The following is a 15,900-nucleotide window of genomic DNA, read 5'->3' as shown; positions in this document are numbered from 1 at the left end:
GCGGAAAGGATTCCGCGGGGGATGCGGCCCGGAAAGGATTCCGGGCCGAGCGGGTGGGGGATGCGGCCCGGAAAGGATTCCGGGCCGAGCGGGCGGGGGATGCGGCCCGGAAAGGATTCCGGGCCGAGCGGTCCTGCCTGCGCATGCACACGCAAAGCCGTCGGCATGGCACCCGGCGCTGTGGGATCAAGAAACAGGCGCGCAAGCCGGACGGATGTCTGGCCGTAAGGTTCTGAACGCGATGGAATGGAGAACACAACCTTGCTTTCGGTTCCGCAGCGTGCGGTTTGTCCGGTCTCGGCTCGAACGCGCTTTGCATTGCTTGATTCAGCCGGCACTGCCGCGCTACCGCGCCGCGAACTCGAAGAAGATCGCCACCAGGTTGTAGAAGCCGTGAATGACGATCGCCCAAGCCAGTTCGGGCAGGCCGTCGGACAGCTGAGGTGGGCGAAGCTCGGTGATAGTCCGGTGCCAGACGCGAATCAAGCCGTTTGAGGCGAGGAGGGTACAGCCGGTATGCAGGGCCACGCAGACCGTCCATCGCCAGACGACCAACGCAAGGTCTGGGTTGGGCACGTAGATGTTCAGATAGATCAGGTTCTCGATGACCGCAAACAACAGGGCCGCACCTGCGGTCGACAGGCGGATCTGCCCGGGCCGGCGGAAAAGATAGGGTTTGACCTCGACGACACACCAAGCAAGAGCGATCTTGAGCGCCTCCTCGGCCGCCGGGCCGAAAACGACGGCGAGAACCAGGGTGCTCAGTCCGGCGACGCCGGTCTGTCCGCTCTTGAACAATGCCGCGAGGACGGCGAGGGGCCCGCCGGCGAGTGCCAGCATGGCGGCCGTGAACCAGCCGGCGCGGGGCGAACCGCGGGCCAGCTTTCTTTCCAGCCAGCCGCGGTAGCCGACGGAACCCGCGGGTGCCGGGCGGTACAGTTCGCGGTGGCCGCACTCGGGGCATGGATGACCCGCTTCGAGCCCGCGCAGGTTGTACCCGCAGCGGCTGCAGCTCCAATCCTGCTCCAGAACCTCCGGCTTGCGGTCGGGGAAGATGTCCGGTTCTTCGTGGATGCTTTGTCCGCCGGCGGAAAGCAGTCCATCATGGTGTTCATCACACCGGCGTTCACCCGGAACCTCGCCGGGCGGGCTTGTCGGCTTGCCTGCCGGACGCATGTGTGGCTCGTGAAACACGGATGGATCGTGTGAGGGGTCTGGCATGCCACATCACTGACGAACGACGGCTGTTCCATAGACAAACAACTCGACACTGGCCGCCGCCTGGTATTTGTCGGCACCACGGATGCTGCTGGTCTCATAGCGGATATTCCACACCTCGGTTGCTCCCATGCGGCGGGCCTCAGCCAGCAGGCGAAGTGTCGCTTCCCGCTGGGCTCGCTCGACCAGCGTGCGGATTACTCCCATTTCCCCTCCGACAAGCTTGCGAATCTGAGCGGCGGTTGTCTTGAAGTAGTCGGCGGCAATCACCACTCCGCCGCTGACCAGCGACGCTTCCCGCACCGTTTCGGGGTCGGGGACGGTTTGAATCGTGCTGATTCGGATATCGGTGAACTCTTTCTCGCGGGCAGACAAGGCGCGAAGATGGTTGCGTTCGCGCCAAGTGCCCACGCCATATCCGAGTCCCAGGAGAAAGAGGAACGGTACAACGCCGAAGAGGACTTCAAACATACGGCCGCTCCTATTGAATCACCACGGCCGTGCCGTAGCAGTACAGTTCGGCCGCACCCTGGGTCACAGCGGCGGTGGCGAACCGCACGTTGACGACGGCGTTGGCGCCCAACTGCTGGGCCTGGGCGAGCATTCGCTCCATGGCCTGCCGGCGGGCTTCCGTGAGCAGCTCGGTGTAGCCGGTGAGCTCACCCCCGACGAGGTTTTTCAACCCGGCAACGATGTCCCGACCGATGTGTTTGGCACGAACCGTGTTGCCTTGCACCAGCCCCTTGACTTCGCGAATGGTGAACCCCGGAACGTTTTCGGTATTGACCACGAGCATGAGATGACCTCCGAAATCAGTCTGACGAGATAAAGTTGCCTGAATTGTGAGGGCAAAGGCATACCGGTGTCAATGAGACGGTGCGTATGTGCGTCCGATGGAGAAGCCGCCTCATTCACCGGCGGGAGGAGCTGTTGTCGGGGCAGGGGTCGTTTCCGGCATTGTGGTATCTTGTATCGTAGAGAATCCGGCCGGATATGAAGCCGGCTGTGAAACAGGGGGGTTTGGCAGTTCGACGAGGATCGGAATGATACTCTCAGGAACGAAGATCGGTCCAGGAGCGTCACGGTCATAAAGCACATCTCTGAGGGCAGCGAGCATCTCCTTGACGTCATCGGCGGCGGTCTTTGTGTCGGGGTTGGCCAGTTGGTTCAGCCAGGAGCGGCCGATCTGGTATTGAACCAGGGCCGCCAGGCGGGCGCGGGCGGCCAGTTGATCCGGCGGCTCCTTGGGGAACCACTGATTGCAGGACGCCCGGACCCTCAAGGCGAGCGCGAACGCCGCGGCGTGACGTTCGTCTTCAGCAACCAGACGGCAACGGAGAAGCCGGCTCAAGAAGTCGAACGCGGGCTGTTCGGGTGCGGCCAGGGCACTTGGCAAGGAAAGCATCGCCCTGTCGCGCCGACCCGCGCATTCCCAGGCGAAGGACTGCCACAACAGTGCACAGGCCGAGAGGTCAGGGTTCTCCGACTCGCGTGCCATAGCGAGGCCCAAGGCGGCCTCGGAAAAAGCAGACTTGCGTTTCGCCTCAGTTTCGTCGCCACCGGCCGCGGCAAACAGCTTGATGAACGGTTCCAGCGATTCTGCAGCGAGCTTCAATTCGGAGATCCTGGTTGCCTCGAGAGGCCTGGCTTGGGTAACCGATTTGAGCGCATCACGGGCCTTGTCGAGATGCTTGCGAGCCTGGTCGGCTCTGGAGGCGAGGACTCCAAGGTCTTCGGGCCGCTGCATTCCGGTCAGCCAGCGGACCGCCGCTCGAGAATTCGCCACGCCAACCAGCCAGTTTGCCGCCGCCAGATGGGCGGCAGCCTGGTCAACGGGCTCAACAGCGGATTCGATAAGCTTGTTGATCGCCGCCAGCTCGGAGTCGAGCCGGGCGACCCATCCGGGCGGATCAGCCATGCAGCGGGCCAGATTCGCGTCGCCCGTCGGCGCGGAAGCCGTATCAGCGGCCGGAGCCGGGAAAGCCAAGGGAGCTATCCCGATGAAAACCGTCAGGATGGTCATGTTTCTCATGTTATCTCTCTTCGCCGTCTGTTCCCCGCCAGAGTGATACCGCCTCTTGCCCGACACGGTGCATACCGTATACCACATTCCATCGGTTGGTTCACCATTTGACGGTCCGTCCGGCGAAAAATACACTCCGCATTAAGAGCTTGGTCGGCCGGAAGTCCGGACGGCTCGGCCGAGACGAGGTTGACCGTTGCAGGAGACTGGTGGACGGACCCATGGGAGCGATTCAAACGTCACTCCGGACTTCCAGAAGTCCCCGGCATCGAGGGGCGGCGCGGCTTGCCCGGTCAAACATGTTCTCCTGGGGCATTTCGATCCTCACTCATCTGCTTGTCTTCGCCGTTCTGTATCCGCTGGTTTACAGCGAGGAGGTGCAGACCCGCCGGGTGGTTATCCCGGAGGCGCGGCTGGCACCCCTGGTTGAGGCAACCCCCGACCGGCCGCCCCCCGCTGTTCGGATCAACCGCCGGCTGGACCCGACCCTTGCCCCCAGCCCCGACGACCACTTGATCGCCGCCGACCGGCTCCTGCCCTCCATTGAAGCGGACGTCTTGCCGGCACCGCTTTTGCCGACCGACGGGACCGCGGCGTTGTCCGGTGCGGGTTCTGTCATTGCCGCAAGTCAAACCGGTCCGATGAGCACGTTTTTCGGCATCGCAGGCAACGCTTACAAGATCGTTTATGTCGTGGACCTGTCCGGCTCGCTCGTGCTTAACGAGAGGCTTGTTCTCAGCGAAATACGAAGATCGGTCCAGGCGCTGATACCAACGCAGCAGTTCAACATCGTGCTGACTTACAATGAACAAGTCTTCGAGTTCAGACCGGCAACATTGGTTTGGGCCAACAGCGAGCACAAGAAACAGGCCGAGGCGTTTCTCAGCAGAGTTGTGACCGCAGGGAACGCCCGGGAAGAGGAGGCGATGGCGAGGGCCTTTGCGGCACGGCCGGAACTGATCTATTTCCTTTCGGACGGGGCTTATCACGACATTGATCCGACAAACGAGAACGCCCCCAAGACTTCGCTGGAGACTCGATTGGACCAATTGAATGCCCGTCGCGAGGTGAAGATTACTGTGATCGGCTTCGAGCCGTTGCCGGGGCCACGCAGCGTTCTCGAGCGCATCGCGCGCGATCATGGCGGCAACTTTCGAACGGTGGTGCCACAGTGAGAGAGGAAACGCACGCATTGCTCGCCGGAAAGAAGCAGCGATGCCGAGTGGCGGCAACCGGCGGTGTTCTTTTCGCGTTTCTGGCGCTCGCGCCGACCCGGGCCGACATCGTCGGCCTGGCCGGGAGACCACCGGCGGTCGACGTGAAGATCACGACTTTCCGCGGCGGGCAGATCGGGTATCGCATTTCGTCGGGACGAGAGGCCGCCGCTGCCATTGAAGAGATCGACTACCTGCAGATCACGAACTGGCCGTTGTTCAACCTTGCCGAAAAGCAGCAGAGCGACGGACATATCCGGCAGGCGGCAGCCAACTATGGGCGGCTTCTCAGGCAAACCCAAGCACCCGCCCAAGGCGAACTGGACCGCCGCCAACTGGTTCGCTGTCGGCTGTTGAAGGCCCTTGACAAGCAGGGGCAATTCGATCGGACGGTCGAGGTGTACTTGGAGATCCTCGATCAGGAGCCGGATCTGGTCGAGCGGCTGAGGCCGTCAAACCTCCCCGCTGCGGGATCGACCTTCCTTCAGGCGGCGGCCGACTCGGTGGCTGAGTTCATCAATCGTCACGGCGACGACGAAGCCGCTCGGTTTCTGCGGCGATGGCGCGAGACCTGGCCGACCACGACCACCGGACCGGCATCCGGCAATGGAGCGACGGCTTCTCAACCGGCCGGGGCCGTCGGTGCCGAGGCGGCCAGGCAGCTGGAAGAAGTCCGGCATTTGATCAGCAGCGGGCAATTTGATGAAGCCCTCAAACGGATTGATGCGATTCTCAAGTCGCCCGACGGGGCCGTCGCGGAGCTTTTCTTCTGGCAGGGCAAGGCGATGCTCGGACGGGCGGGTGGCAACGAGACGGCGGACGCCGAAGTTGACCGCAAACGTGCGGGTTTGGCGTTCATGCGGGTCGTGATTCACTTTCCGGGTCATGCCTTGGCACCGGAGAGCCTTTACGAGGCGGGAGCGATCTGCCGGCAGAGCGGAAAGCCCGAACAGGCCGCCAGGTTGTGGTCGGAGCTGGTTCGCAGTTACCCGGCCGCGGACGAGTGGGTCGGCCGGGCATCACAGGAGTTGGAAAGGATGAAAAAGTAGTCAGTGGACCGTCTTCGGTCGTCGGTTGGGGAGGGGGCCTGGGAGGCTTGGTCAGGCGGGGCGCCCGTGCCTGGCACGCAGAACATCGCGAGGGAACCTATGGCAATCTCATGGCTCTGGAGCGGCACAGCGGGAACAGGGGTGATTTCTCAGACCGGCCCGTCGAGCACGGTGCTCGGCAAATTCCTGGTGGATGGCGGCTGGATCACCTGGTTTGTTCTCGTTCCGTTGTCGGTTGTCTCTGTAGCGCTGATTATTCACTATCTGATCGTTCTGCGCCGATCGACGCAGGTGCCGGCCGGACTGGCCAAGGCGCTGGTTCTGGCCGCCCGGCGGGGACAGGCGCGGGACATCGTCGAGATCACGCGGGAGGACGAGACCATGCTCGGACAGGCGGCCTGCGCGGGCATCGCACGACTGTCTGCCGGCCGCGAGTCGGCGCGTGCCGCCATCACCGAGGCGGTCGAGGAGCAGGCGACACGGCTGTTCCGCCGTATCGAGTACCTCAACGTGATCGGCAACATCAGCCCGATGATCGGCCTGTTCGGCACGGTGGTCGGCATGATCAACGCATTCGCTCGGATCTATTCCGCGGGCGGGGGGATGCCCGACGCCGCCAAGCTGGCCGGCGACATCTCTGTCGCTTTGATCACGACCTTCTGGGGATTGCTGATTGCCATCCCCGCGCTGTCGATCTTCTCCCTGCTGCGAAACCGGATCGACGCGTTTGCGGCCGAGAGCATGAAGCTTTGCGACAGTCTGGTTTCGTTGCTCTGTGAACAGCAGGCGGGTTCGTCCAAGGCCGCGGGCTGAAAACGTCTGGAACAGGAAACAGGCATGAGACGATCCATTGGGGAACGACGTCCGAGCCGAGGTACGCTGGTGAACATGACGCCGATGATCGACGTCACGTTTCTGTTGCTGACGTTCTTCATGCTGGCCAGTCATTTCGCCTCGGCGGAGAAGGTGAAGGTTGACCTGCCCCGGCCGGACGACAATCAGTCGGTCGATCGTCGGCTGAGGGACAAAGTGATCATTAACATGCTGTACGTCGAGGAAAGGGTTAAGGTTGAGCCGCGCCTCCAACTCGGGCCGGTTCCGGTGGCGTCGGTGGGCGACTTGGGCGGCAGGCTGAGGGAGGTGGGAGAACTGAACCCGAGCGTGCAAGTGATCTTACGGGCTGACCGACGGTTGCCGTATGGACAGGTGCGGGAGGTGATGCAGGCGGTCGCCGGCGCGGGCCTGACCCGCCTGCAGGTGGTGACCGATCTGGAGCCGGGCCGATGAGCAGCCGCAGTGCTGATTTTGACGTCGATCGCATTCTCGCGGGCGCGCGCGAGGCGGGCCGTTCCACGGGTCGCAACCGACCGGGACCGCTTGACAGACCCCACCGGCGGACGGGCCTGGTCGCCATCACGCTCAATCTTACACCGATGATCGACGTGGTGTTCCTGTTGTTGTTGTTCTTCCTGACCGCCAGTCGCTTCGGGTCAAACGAGGGTATGCTGCCGGCCAATCTGCCGGCCCGCAGTGCCGCGGTTTCCACGGAGATTCCCCGGACGCCGATTCGCGTGCGTTTCGTGGCCCAGCCGAACCAGCCGGACCGGTGCAACGTGACGATCGAGCGATTCAACGAGGCGCCGCTGCCTCTGGCCGAATTGGGGCCATCGCTGCGCAAGATCCAGGAGCAGCCGGGCTTCGACGCCGACACACCCGTGCATCTCATGGCAGGCAACGACATCCGATGGGATCACGTGGTCAACGCCTACAACGCCGCGTTGGCGGCCGGTTATGCAAAGGTCTATTTTGCCGCGACGCGATGAAACGGACACAAAGACATTCCGTGAAGCTCCCAAGGCGGACCGCCTTTTTGCGGACCGCAACCCAAGCGTACCGCGATCCGGAAAGATGCGTGCAAGCCGCACACATATCCGGCCGTTGGGTTCTATTGGCGGCGGCCATGCTCGGCGTCGCCTCGGCTCACTCCTTTGCGGCGTCCCTTGATGACTCGCTCTTTCGCGAGGGCCTCCGGGAACGAGGGCTGGCCGAATGGCTCGATCAGCACCTCGCCGACGCACCGCCGGCGGACGCGACCGACGCGATGCTTCGCAAGCGGGAAAAGCTTCTGGAGGAGGCCGCAGTGGCCACGTCGGTCGAGGACCGGCGGAGTGCGACGGAGCAGGCAAGCTCGATTCTCCGTGATCTGCTGGCCAACCATCCGGATCACCCGTGGCGGTTGCGATGGCAATTGGAGCTGGCCCGTGATCTGCTGGAACGTACGGCCCCGGCTGCGTTTGATGCCTTGTTGCTGTACGAGGTACCGGGCTGGAGCCGCATGCAAGCCCTGGATCTGAGCGAGCGGGCCGTGGCGATCCTGAGCCGATTGCGTGAAGACATCTCGGCGGCCTGGAAATCGGTCGAGGCTCTGGACGAAGCCTCGCTGAAACATGCGATGGTCTCCGGTTCGCTGCGCCTGCTTGAAACGCTGGACGGGCGATCGGCGTACCTGTCGGCTTGGGCGGACTTCTGCCGCGTCCTTGCTGCAGACCTGCCGACCGCCGAACGGAAAGCTCAGATGCAGGCTATTCTGGCGCGTGTGGCCCAGGGAAGCGGTTGGATCGAGTCGCCCGATCCGGTTCAGCGATGCGGCGCGTTGCTGATGGCCGCCGTCGCGGCGCGTCTGGCGGAAGAGTACGTCCAAGCGGACCAATACAGCCTCCAGATCGTCAAGACCTATGGGCAGATTGGAGATGGTCGCGAGCGTGCCCGCGTGCGAACCGCCTCGCTGGTGGCCGTGATCGAGCAGATCCGGACGCTGCGAGACCGCAACCGCCACGAGGATGCACTCTCTTATGTTGATCAGATACGCGCCTGGGCGGAGCGATCGAGGCCTAATGATCTTCAGGCTTCGCTGGCAGTTGCGTGGGCCCATCACATGGTTCTGGTCCGCCGAGCCGGCGTCACAACGCAACCGGCGAGCCTGCTGCGACCCGAGGACGCGCTCCAGCCGCTCGAATCGTTCGCAAAGCCCTCGGCGGAGAACCGCGACGCACTGTACGCTCTTCTGGCGGGGGCAGTGCAGAACGAGGATGCCGGCGTGATCCGGACACCCTTTGGTCTGCAACTGCTCCTCGGCGCGACGGTGGCGGAGCTTTCCCTGCCGGCGTCCACCCAGCCGACCGCTTCGCAGCCCGCCGTCAACCGGCGATTGGAGGAGGTGATCTCCGCCGCCCGAGGCATGCTTGGGACGCTGCCGGCCGACGTCGTGCCCGAGGCGCGAGGAGAGTATCTCTACCTGCTTGGGGCGGCACACCTGACGGCCGGCCGGTCGCTGGAGGCTGTGGCGACGTTTTGCGATCTGGGTGAGCAGCAACCGAAGCATGATCGCAGCGCACGAGCTGCCGCGTGGGCGGTCACGATTGCGCAACGCATGCTTCGCGACACGCATCAGGATGATCTGCGGGCGGTTCGCGACGCCTTCGTTCGCGCCGGTCGACTGATGCAAAAGCTGTCGCCGGCTTCGCCGGCGACCAAGGCGCTTCCCTACTGCATCGCGGTTGCCCTTGAGCAAAACGGTCAGTTGGAGGCCGCCGCTGACACGTATGCAACGGTTGCGCCGGACGATGCGCAATCGCTGCTCGCAAGAGTCGGCGAGGCCCGATGCTTGAGCACCGCGCTGGACCAGGCCGTCGCCCGAAAGACGTTGAACGAGACGCAGATGCGACAACTTGCTGACCGGGCTATCCGGTCGGCCCGGCAGGCGGCGGCAGCCGCGCAGGAGAAAAAAGACGACACCGTGGAGCACCGTCGCTTGACCGCTCAGACGATCATCCTGTCAGCCGCCCTGCTGAACCACTCGATAATCGACAAATCCCCCGAGAGCCTGGCTCTGCTGGAGCATTTCGAAAAGCGTTTTGCGGATCAGTCGTTGATGCTCGGTGCCGTCTGTCGCGAGCGGGTGATCGCCCTGACGCGTCTGGGGCGGCTTGCCGAGGCTCGACAGGCGGCGGAGCAGTGCTTGGCGGTCGACCCTGAAGAGGCCGGTCCGGTCCTGGATCGGTTGGCCGAGGCCATGAGGGACGCAATCGAGCGTGCCTTCGATGAAGGTGACCGTGACGCGGCCGGCAGAATCGCGCGCGATGCCGTGAAAGTGGGCGAGCTGCTCTCGGAGTGGTCCAGTCAACGTCCCCAGAGGCTCTCGGCCGTCGGGCGGCTGAGTATTCGCTTGCGGTTGGCTTCGTCGCTGCTTCACGCCGGACAGGCCAAGGAAGCTCTCGCTGTTTACGAGGAATGCCGCCGAGCGGCCGCGACGATGCCTTCTGATAGCCTCCCGCGGGCTGAGATCCAGCTTGGGCGGGCTGAGTCCTTGCTGGCGACCGGCGAGCCGGCCGCAGCCTTGCCGCTGTTTGCCGAGGTCTGGCAGACACTTCCCGAGCGATCACCCAACTGGTGGCGGGCACTCTGCGGCAATCTGGCCTGTCACACCCGCTTAGACCATGACCCCAAACAGATTCTGCAGGCCATCCAGCAGCAGCGAGGACTGTCGCCCGACCTGGGCGGCCCGCGATGGCAGCGTGCCCTGGAAGCGATTCAGAAGGAAAACGAAGCCCGCCTGCGCTGAATCGGCCGTTTGGGACACCTTCCGCTTCAGGTAGAATGGTTGGTCTGGATGTCGAACGACCGGACTTTGCCGGCTGAGCAGAGTGGCGCACGCCATGGACAAGCGCGTCTACCTGGAAACGATGGGTTGCCAGATGAACAAGCTCGATAGCGAGCTGGTGTTGGGGCAACTCCGCCAACTGGGGTACCTTTCCGTCGACGATTTCCGCCAGGCCGACGTCGTGCTGCTCAACACCTGCAGCGTCCGTCAGCATGCCGAAGACAAGGTCTACAGCCGACTGGGCGAGGTGGCCCGCATCAAGCGCGAGCGCCCCGAAATGGTTGTCGGCGTGATCGGCTGCATGGCCGAACGTGATCATGAGGGCATCCGGCGCAAGGCTCCGCACGTTGACCTGCTCTGTGGTCCCGGAAAACTGAATCAGATCGCGGACCTGCTGGCCGAGGTTCTTGATACGCGCCGACAGGTGATGGCCCTTGAACACGACCGCTCGCGGCGAATCCCCAAGGACCGGCGTACACTGGAACACGACAGCATTGAGTTGCTGGACCTGTCACGTACGGCGCCGCCCGATGGAAACGTGCTGCAAGCCTACGTTCGCGTCCAGCGGGGATGCGATAAGTTCTGCACTTATTGCGTGGTGCCCTACACCCGGGGGCCGGAGCGAAGCCGTCCACCGGCCAACATCGTGGCAGAAGTCCGCAAGCTGGCTGACATGGGCACGCGCGAGATCACTTTGCTCGGCCAGACGGTCAACAGTTATTCCTACGCGGAGGGCGGCCTCACCGTCCGATTTGCCGATCTCCTGGAGCGCGTCCACGATGTGCCCGGCATTGAACGCATCCGTTTCGTCACCAGTTATCCCGGCGACTTCACCGACGACATCCTGGAAGCGATGCGCGACCTGCCCAAGGTATGCGAGTACCTGTCGTTGCCGGCCCAGAGCGGCTCGAACGCCGTGTTGCGTCGGATGCGGCGGGATTACACCGCCGAAGAGTACATGGATCTGGTGGAGAGGGCGCGGCAAATGGTACCCGGTATCACGTTGTCAAGCGATTTCATTGTCGGCTTCAGCGGCGAGACGGAGCAGGACCACCAGGCGACGCTGGCCCTGGTCGAGCGTGTCCGCTACAAGAACATTTTCATGTTCAAGTACTCCAATCGGCCAAACACCAAGGCTGACAAGGTGCTGCCTGACGACGTCCCTTACAAGGTCAAACAGCGGCGGCATTCGGAGTTGATGGCCCTGCAGCATCGGCTGTCGACGGAGCATCACCGCTCGATGATTGGTCGGCGGGTGGAGGTACTTGTCGAGGGACCGAGCAAGCCGGCTCTCAGGGCCCGGAAAGCCATCGAAGCGGGTAAGGAGAAGACCTCGCGCTGCGTCGACCAGCTTACCGGCCATACGCGAGGCGATGAGATCGTGGTTTTTCCGGGCCCCGATTCGCTGATCGGGAAACTCGTCACCGTCGAGGTGACGGATGCCAGCCCGCTCACCCTTCAAGGCGTGCCCGCCGACGGGCCCGGCGTGCCCCCGATTCATTGACCATTTCTGTGGTTCCCAGCACAATACGAGCAAGGCAAGAGGCTGTCAGGCTGTTAGACTGTTAGGCTGTTGGGCTGTCAGGAAAGCAAGCAGCATTCCACACGGTGCCTGACAGCCTGGTCGTCCAGCAGCCCGAGGCGGACCGCCTTTTTGCGGGCCGCAACCCAAGCGCTCTGCGATCCAGAGACATGCGTGCAAAGCGTATAGATGTCCGGCCGTAAGGTTCCAACGGTCTCTCGCGAGGCATTGGCATGATCATTACCATCGACGGCCCTGCCGGTTCGGGGAAATCCACTGCCGCGCGCAAGCTGGCGGCGGCCATGCAGATTCCGTATCTCGACACCGGCGCGATGTACCGGGCCATTGCCCTCAAGGCACTGGACAAAGGCATACCGCTCGACAGGCCTGATGAACTTGTCGCCATGGCGGAGTCCACTGACATCCGCCTCGACTGCGGCCCCACCTACGTTCGCGTGGTCATGGACGGGCGTGATGTCAGCGAGGATATCCGCAGCATGCGGGTCAGCGAGTACACCAGTCAGATTGCCCAGACTCCCGGGATCCGCCGGGTGCTGGTTGAGAAACAAAGGCAGATCGGCCGACAGCTCGGTTCCCTGGTCACCGAAGGCCGCGACCAGGGCAGCGTGGTCTTTCCCGATGCCGACGTGAAATTCCTGGTCGATGCAGAGGACAGCAAACGAGCGGAACGCCGTTACCACGAGATGCTTGCCGACGGTGAAGAGGTTCGGCTGGAAGACGTCCTGGCCAATATCCGGCTGCGCGACAACAATGACCAGGCACAGTGGGCTCCGCTGCTGGCCTCGGGTGAAGCGGTGCGAATTGACACCACCGACATGACCATCGCCCAGGTTGTCGCACGGATGCAGGAGGAGATCCGCCGTCGGCGGCCTGCGGGGGAAAAGACACCCTGATCACCCATGGATAACGTGAGTCTCTACTGGAGGTTTCTGCGGTTCTTGTGCCGCTGGCAGACTATTCTGCAGTTCAAGGTGCGCGTTCACGGCGTGCGCAAGGTTCCGCGCGAAGGGCCGGTTCTGCTGGTCTGCAACCACCAAAGCCACATGGATCCCGTGCTGGTCTCGATGGCCCTGCCCCGCGAAAGCTGCTACATGGGTCGCGATACCCTATGGGCCAATAAGTGGTTCGCCAGGCTGATTACCTCGCTGAACGCCTTTCCGGTCAAGCGGAACACGGCCGACCTCGGGGCGATCAAGGAATCACTGCGAAGGCTCAAGAACGGCATGTCGCTGGTGGTGTTTCCGGAAGGTACCCGTACCCCCGACGGCCGCATTCATCCCATGCTTCCCGGCCTGGCCTCGATCGCCAAGAAAGCCTTGGTGCCAATCGTGCCGGTCCTGATCGACGGCATGTACCAGGCTTGGCCGAAGGGATCGCCGTTGCCACGAACGGGCAACGTCATCATCCAATACGGCGAGCTCATTCGGCCCGCTGAGTACGCCGGCCTTTCCGCGGAGGAACTGGTGCGACTCCTGCGCGAACGTCTGATCCGTATGCAACATCGTTTGCACCAGAGCCTGCCGGAGCGAAGGTTGCCCTGGTACACGGCCCGGCCCGACGTGTTCGGGGTGGAACCGCCGGGCGCGACTGTGACACCGGCCCCCGCAGACGACGGAACGAACCTGGCCGGTCAGAAAGCCAACCTGAGCGGCTCGCGGAATCGGGCTCCGATACCCAAGCGGCCCGGGGCATCTGCTCGTTGAGGCTCGAGACGATCACAGCGGACCACCTCGGCGGTACCGCTGATTTGGCCCTCATACGGGAAGTGGCCGTCGCCGGGGGGTATGGTCAGCGAGACCTTGAGCAGTGAATGCAACTGTGGGACGGGAATCCCCTCGATCAGTTCTACTTCAAAGTAGAGGCCGCTGGTACTGATGTTGCTGCTGACGGTGCGCAATACCCGATGCTGGCCGTTATTCACGGTGGAGTATTCCATCGGCAATCGAATGGCGAGTCGGCGATGTTGGCGACGTTCCTGCTGCATGGCAACTCGACGGGTTGAATCGCTTCTTTTAGCCCCGCTTCGCCGGGATTCTCCCGCAAGACGGGGGCCACTGGCCGGCCTGCCTGGGCTATAGCCCTGGCGAGGTTTGCAAACCATTGCTGGGCAAGGCCTTGTATCGGCCCTGGCTGTCAGGGAAGTTGAATTTCACAGCCAGACGACTGACCGACCGTTGTTTTTGGGCAACATCAGTCTTCCGGGGAAGGCTGCTGTTGATTCTGTAAGGCTTTTATTCAAAAGAGTTTAAGCGACAGATGCGTGTCTGCAACGCGCCGAGGTTTCGACTGCCACCTACACAGGGAACCAGCCCACGTCCCGCATGATCTTTTTGAGTGCGTCTGCCGCGACCTTGAACAGCTCGGGACCCGTTTCACCGGTCGAGTGCAGGGCCTTCGCCAAATGCGGCTCAAGGGCGAGAAACCCGTCATACCCGTCGGCGGCCGCGTCTCGGAGAATCTCGGGTATGGCCCCGTCGCCCTCACCGGCGGGGACTGCGTGCTCTTTCTCCCCGTATTTGAAGTCCTTGATATGAAAATAGCCGACGAACTTGCGGAGCGGTAGCCAGCAGGTGTTATAGATGTCTTGCACGTTCATATTGACGAAATTGGCCGGGTCGAACGCGGCGACCAGGTGGTCCGATGGGATGGCGGCGTGGAGATACACGCAGCGTTCGGGGTAGGCTCCGAACAGGTTTGACTCGTTCTCGAGGGCCAGCGTGATGGGCAGGTTTGAGACGTAGTCCACCTTCTCGGCCAGGCGGTCGATGACCTCCCGGCGATAGTCGCCGATGTCGGCCCCGTTCGGCGGATAATAGCTGAAAATGCGGATGTAATGCGCATCGAAGAACAAAGCGATGTCGGTGGCGCGTTTAAAATCGTCAAAGTGTTTCCGGTAATCATCGCTGATTTTCACCTTGCCGATAGGCGAGGCGATACAGGAAACCCCGAAGCCGCGGTCCTCAAACATTTTCTTGAGATCAGCCATCTGCTGCTTCGAGAAGGTCAGCACGTTCCGGCCCCAGACGCCGCGGAGCTCGATGTAACGAATCCCGTTGGCCTCCAGGACGTCCATCTGGACCTGAGGGTCAGGACTGACTTCATCGGCAAAGGCACTCATGGTTGGCATGGTCGTTCTCCTCGCAGACACGGACCGTCGATTTCGGCCATCCGCCCCTGGTCGCCGGCTACTTGGCTGAGGTTGTCATCAGGGCCGGCCGGGCGGTGACCCAGGCACCCCAAGAGGTCAAAGGTAATCTAACATCTGGGCCGGAGATCGGCCAGCCCAGCGCAAGGGCTGCTTGACAGCGCCGCTCACCGGGGACTACCCTCTGCCGCTCGGCGGGTTTGCGAACGCGGACCGGTGCGGTGGAGGTCATCATGCGCGGAGATGCCGTTGGGTTGGGGTTGGCGGTCACGGCCCTGCTGGTCACCGGCGGGTGCGCGGCGGACCGGGTGCTGGGGAGCGGAACTCGTGAGGACGAGGGTTTCGTGACCATCTTTGATGGCAAGAGCATGGACGGATGGGAGATCATTGTCGAGCCGGGCAACGAGCCCGAAAAGAGATGGCGGGCTGATGCCTTCTACCTGGAGGACGGGGCTTTAGCCTGCAGGGGCTATGGGTTTCACTGGTTCCGCTACAAGGAGCCGCTGAGCGATTTCGTGCTTCGTCTCGAGTTCAAGATCGCCAAGGACACTAACAGCGGGATCTGCCTGAGAAGCCAAGAGAAGGGCGCTCCCCCGTTTACCGGCTTCGAGATTCAGATCGCCGACGACGTGGGCAAGGATCCGCACAAGCATGGGACGGGAGCGATCTATGACGTCGTCACGCCGATGTACAACCCATCCAGGCCGGTCGGCCAGTGGAACGAGATGGAGATCACGCTCAAGGGTTCACAGGTTGTAGTGGTGCTCAATGGTCTGAAAGTCATCGACGCCGATTTCTCGAAACTCACCAGGCCGATCGGGAAATTCGACTTCGCATACGCGAACATGCCGCGAAGCGGTTACCTGGCACTGCAGGACCACTGGACACCGATCTGGTACAGGAACATTCGGTTGAAGAGATTGTGAGCGTGCCGATGACGGCCACGTGCCGGCCGTGGTTTCTTGCCCCGGGGTTTGTCCCGGCATAAGCCGCAACATGTACCGACCGGCTCGCGCGTGATATGACCGGCCTTTGAACAGGCGAGTCG

General features: G+C 62.7%; 17 protein-coding genes. 12 read left to right on the top strand and 5 right to left on the bottom strand.

Translation table 11 applies throughout. The annotated features are described in order from the left end of the window. Positions 1-236 (top strand): hypothetical protein (locus PLL20_13040; GenBank protein ID HPD30917.1); only part of this gene is annotated, 236 nt, incomplete at its 5' end. 109 nt (positions 237-345) lie between these two features. On the opposite strand, the gene PLL20_13035 is transcribed toward PLL20_13040, so the two are convergent. From PLL20_13035 to PLL20_13020, 4 genes are all read right to left on the bottom strand, one after another. Beyond that, a complete protein-coding gene (locus tag PLL20_13035; protein ID HPD30916.1) occupies positions 346-1,176 on the bottom strand; it encodes a PrsW family glutamic-type intramembrane protease in 831 nt (276 codons plus the stop codon). 51 nt (positions 1,177-1,227) lie between these two features. Next, positions 1,228-1,689 carry a heavy metal-binding domain-containing protein gene (locus PLL20_13030; GenBank protein HPD30915.1) on the bottom strand — a complete coding sequence of 154 codons (462 nt, stop codon included), beginning with the start codon at positions 1,687-1,689 and terminating at the stop codon, positions 1,228-1,230. Positions 1,690-1,699: 10 nt separating this feature from the next. Continuing rightward, positions 1,700-2,014 (bottom strand): YbjQ family protein, encoded by a 315-nt coding sequence (locus tag PLL20_13025; protein ID HPD30914.1) that lies wholly within the window; start codon positions 2,012-2,014, stop codon positions 1,700-1,702. Between the two features lie 111 nt (positions 2,015-2,125). After that, positions 2,126-3,250 (bottom strand): hypothetical protein, encoded by a 1,125-nt coding sequence (locus tag PLL20_13020; protein HPD30913.1) that lies wholly within the window; start codon positions 3,248-3,250, stop codon positions 2,126-2,128. Between the two features lie 212 nt (positions 3,251-3,462). On the opposite strand from PLL20_13020, the gene PLL20_13015 reads away from it, so the two are divergent. From PLL20_13015 to PLL20_12970, 10 genes are all read left to right on the top strand, one after another. Beyond that, a complete protein-coding gene (locus tag PLL20_13015) occupies positions 3,463-4,416 on the top strand; it encodes a hypothetical protein (GenBank protein ID HPD30912.1) in 954 nt (317 codons plus the stop codon). Continuing rightward, the gene (locus PLL20_13010; protein HPD30911.1) at positions 4,413-5,504 is read left to right on the top strand and encodes a hypothetical protein; all 1,092 of its coding nucleotides are present in this window, start codon (positions 4,413-4,415) and stop codon (positions 5,502-5,504) included. Before PLL20_13015 ends, PLL20_13010 begins: the two co-directional genes overlap by 4 nt. Before the next feature lie 99 nt (positions 5,505-5,603). After that, positions 5,604-6,317 carry a MotA/TolQ/ExbB proton channel family protein gene (locus tag PLL20_13005; GenBank protein HPD30910.1) on the top strand — a complete coding sequence of 238 codons (714 nt, stop codon included), beginning with the start codon at positions 5,604-5,606 and terminating at the stop codon, positions 6,315-6,317. A 24-nt stretch (positions 6,318-6,341) separates the two neighbouring features. Next, positions 6,342-6,791 (top strand): biopolymer transporter ExbD, encoded by a 450-nt coding sequence (locus tag PLL20_13000; GenBank protein ID HPD30909.1) that lies wholly within the window; start codon positions 6,342-6,344, stop codon positions 6,789-6,791. Next, on the top strand, positions 6,788-7,327 hold the full coding sequence (locus PLL20_12995) for a biopolymer transporter ExbD (GenBank protein ID HPD30908.1): 540 nt from the start codon (positions 6,788-6,790) through the stop codon (positions 7,325-7,327). The genes PLL20_13000 and PLL20_12995 overlap by 4 nt, the downstream gene beginning before the upstream one ends. A gap of 89 nt (positions 7,328-7,416) precedes the next feature. Further along, positions 7,417-10,125, top strand: a complete 2,709-nt coding sequence (locus tag PLL20_12990; GenBank protein HPD30907.1) for a hypothetical protein — start codon at positions 7,417-7,419, stop codon at positions 10,123-10,125. A 94-nt stretch (positions 10,126-10,219) separates the two neighbouring features. Further along, positions 10,220-11,668 (top strand): tRNA (N6-isopentenyl adenosine(37)-C2)-methylthiotransferase MiaB, encoded by a 1,449-nt coding sequence (gene miaB / locus PLL20_12985; protein ID HPD30906.1) that lies wholly within the window; start codon positions 10,220-10,222, stop codon positions 11,666-11,668. A 251-nt stretch (positions 11,669-11,919) separates the two neighbouring features. Continuing rightward, positions 11,920-12,600, top strand: coding sequence for a (d)CMP kinase (gene cmk, locus PLL20_12980; protein ID HPD30905.1), 681 nt, complete (start codon positions 11,920-11,922; stop codon positions 12,598-12,600). Between the two features lie 6 nt (positions 12,601-12,606). Then, positions 12,607-13,410, top strand: coding sequence for a lysophospholipid acyltransferase family protein (locus PLL20_12975; GenBank protein HPD30904.1), 804 nt, complete (start codon positions 12,607-12,609; stop codon positions 13,408-13,410). Positions 13,411-13,517: 107 nt separating this feature from the next. Beyond that, positions 13,518-13,709: a hypothetical protein gene (locus PLL20_12970; protein HPD30903.1), complete on the top strand. Its 192-nt coding sequence runs from the start codon at positions 13,518-13,520 to the stop codon at positions 13,707-13,709. A 291-nt stretch (positions 13,710-14,000) separates the two neighbouring features. Here the strand turns inward: PLL20_12970 and PLL20_12965 are convergent, their stop codons facing one another. After that, complete coding sequence (locus PLL20_12965; protein HPD30902.1) at positions 14,001-14,834, bottom strand: sugar phosphate isomerase/epimerase family protein; 834 nt, start codon at positions 14,832-14,834, stop codon at positions 14,001-14,003. 251 nt (positions 14,835-15,085) lie between these two features. On the opposite strand from PLL20_12965, the gene PLL20_12960 reads away from it, so the two are divergent. Continuing rightward, a complete protein-coding gene (locus PLL20_12960; GenBank protein ID HPD30901.1) occupies positions 15,086-15,778 on the top strand; it encodes a DUF1080 domain-containing protein in 693 nt (230 codons plus the stop codon). The last annotated feature ends 122 nt before the right edge of the window (positions 15,779-15,900 follow it).

This window comes from Phycisphaerae bacterium (genome assembly GCA_035384605.1).
In the GTDB taxonomy this organism is placed as follows: domain Bacteria; phylum Planctomycetota; class Phycisphaerae; order UBA1845; family PWPN01; genus JAUCQB01.
Note: the sequence above shows the minus strand (reverse complement) of the source record. Positions and strands in the feature narration are given on the sequence as shown.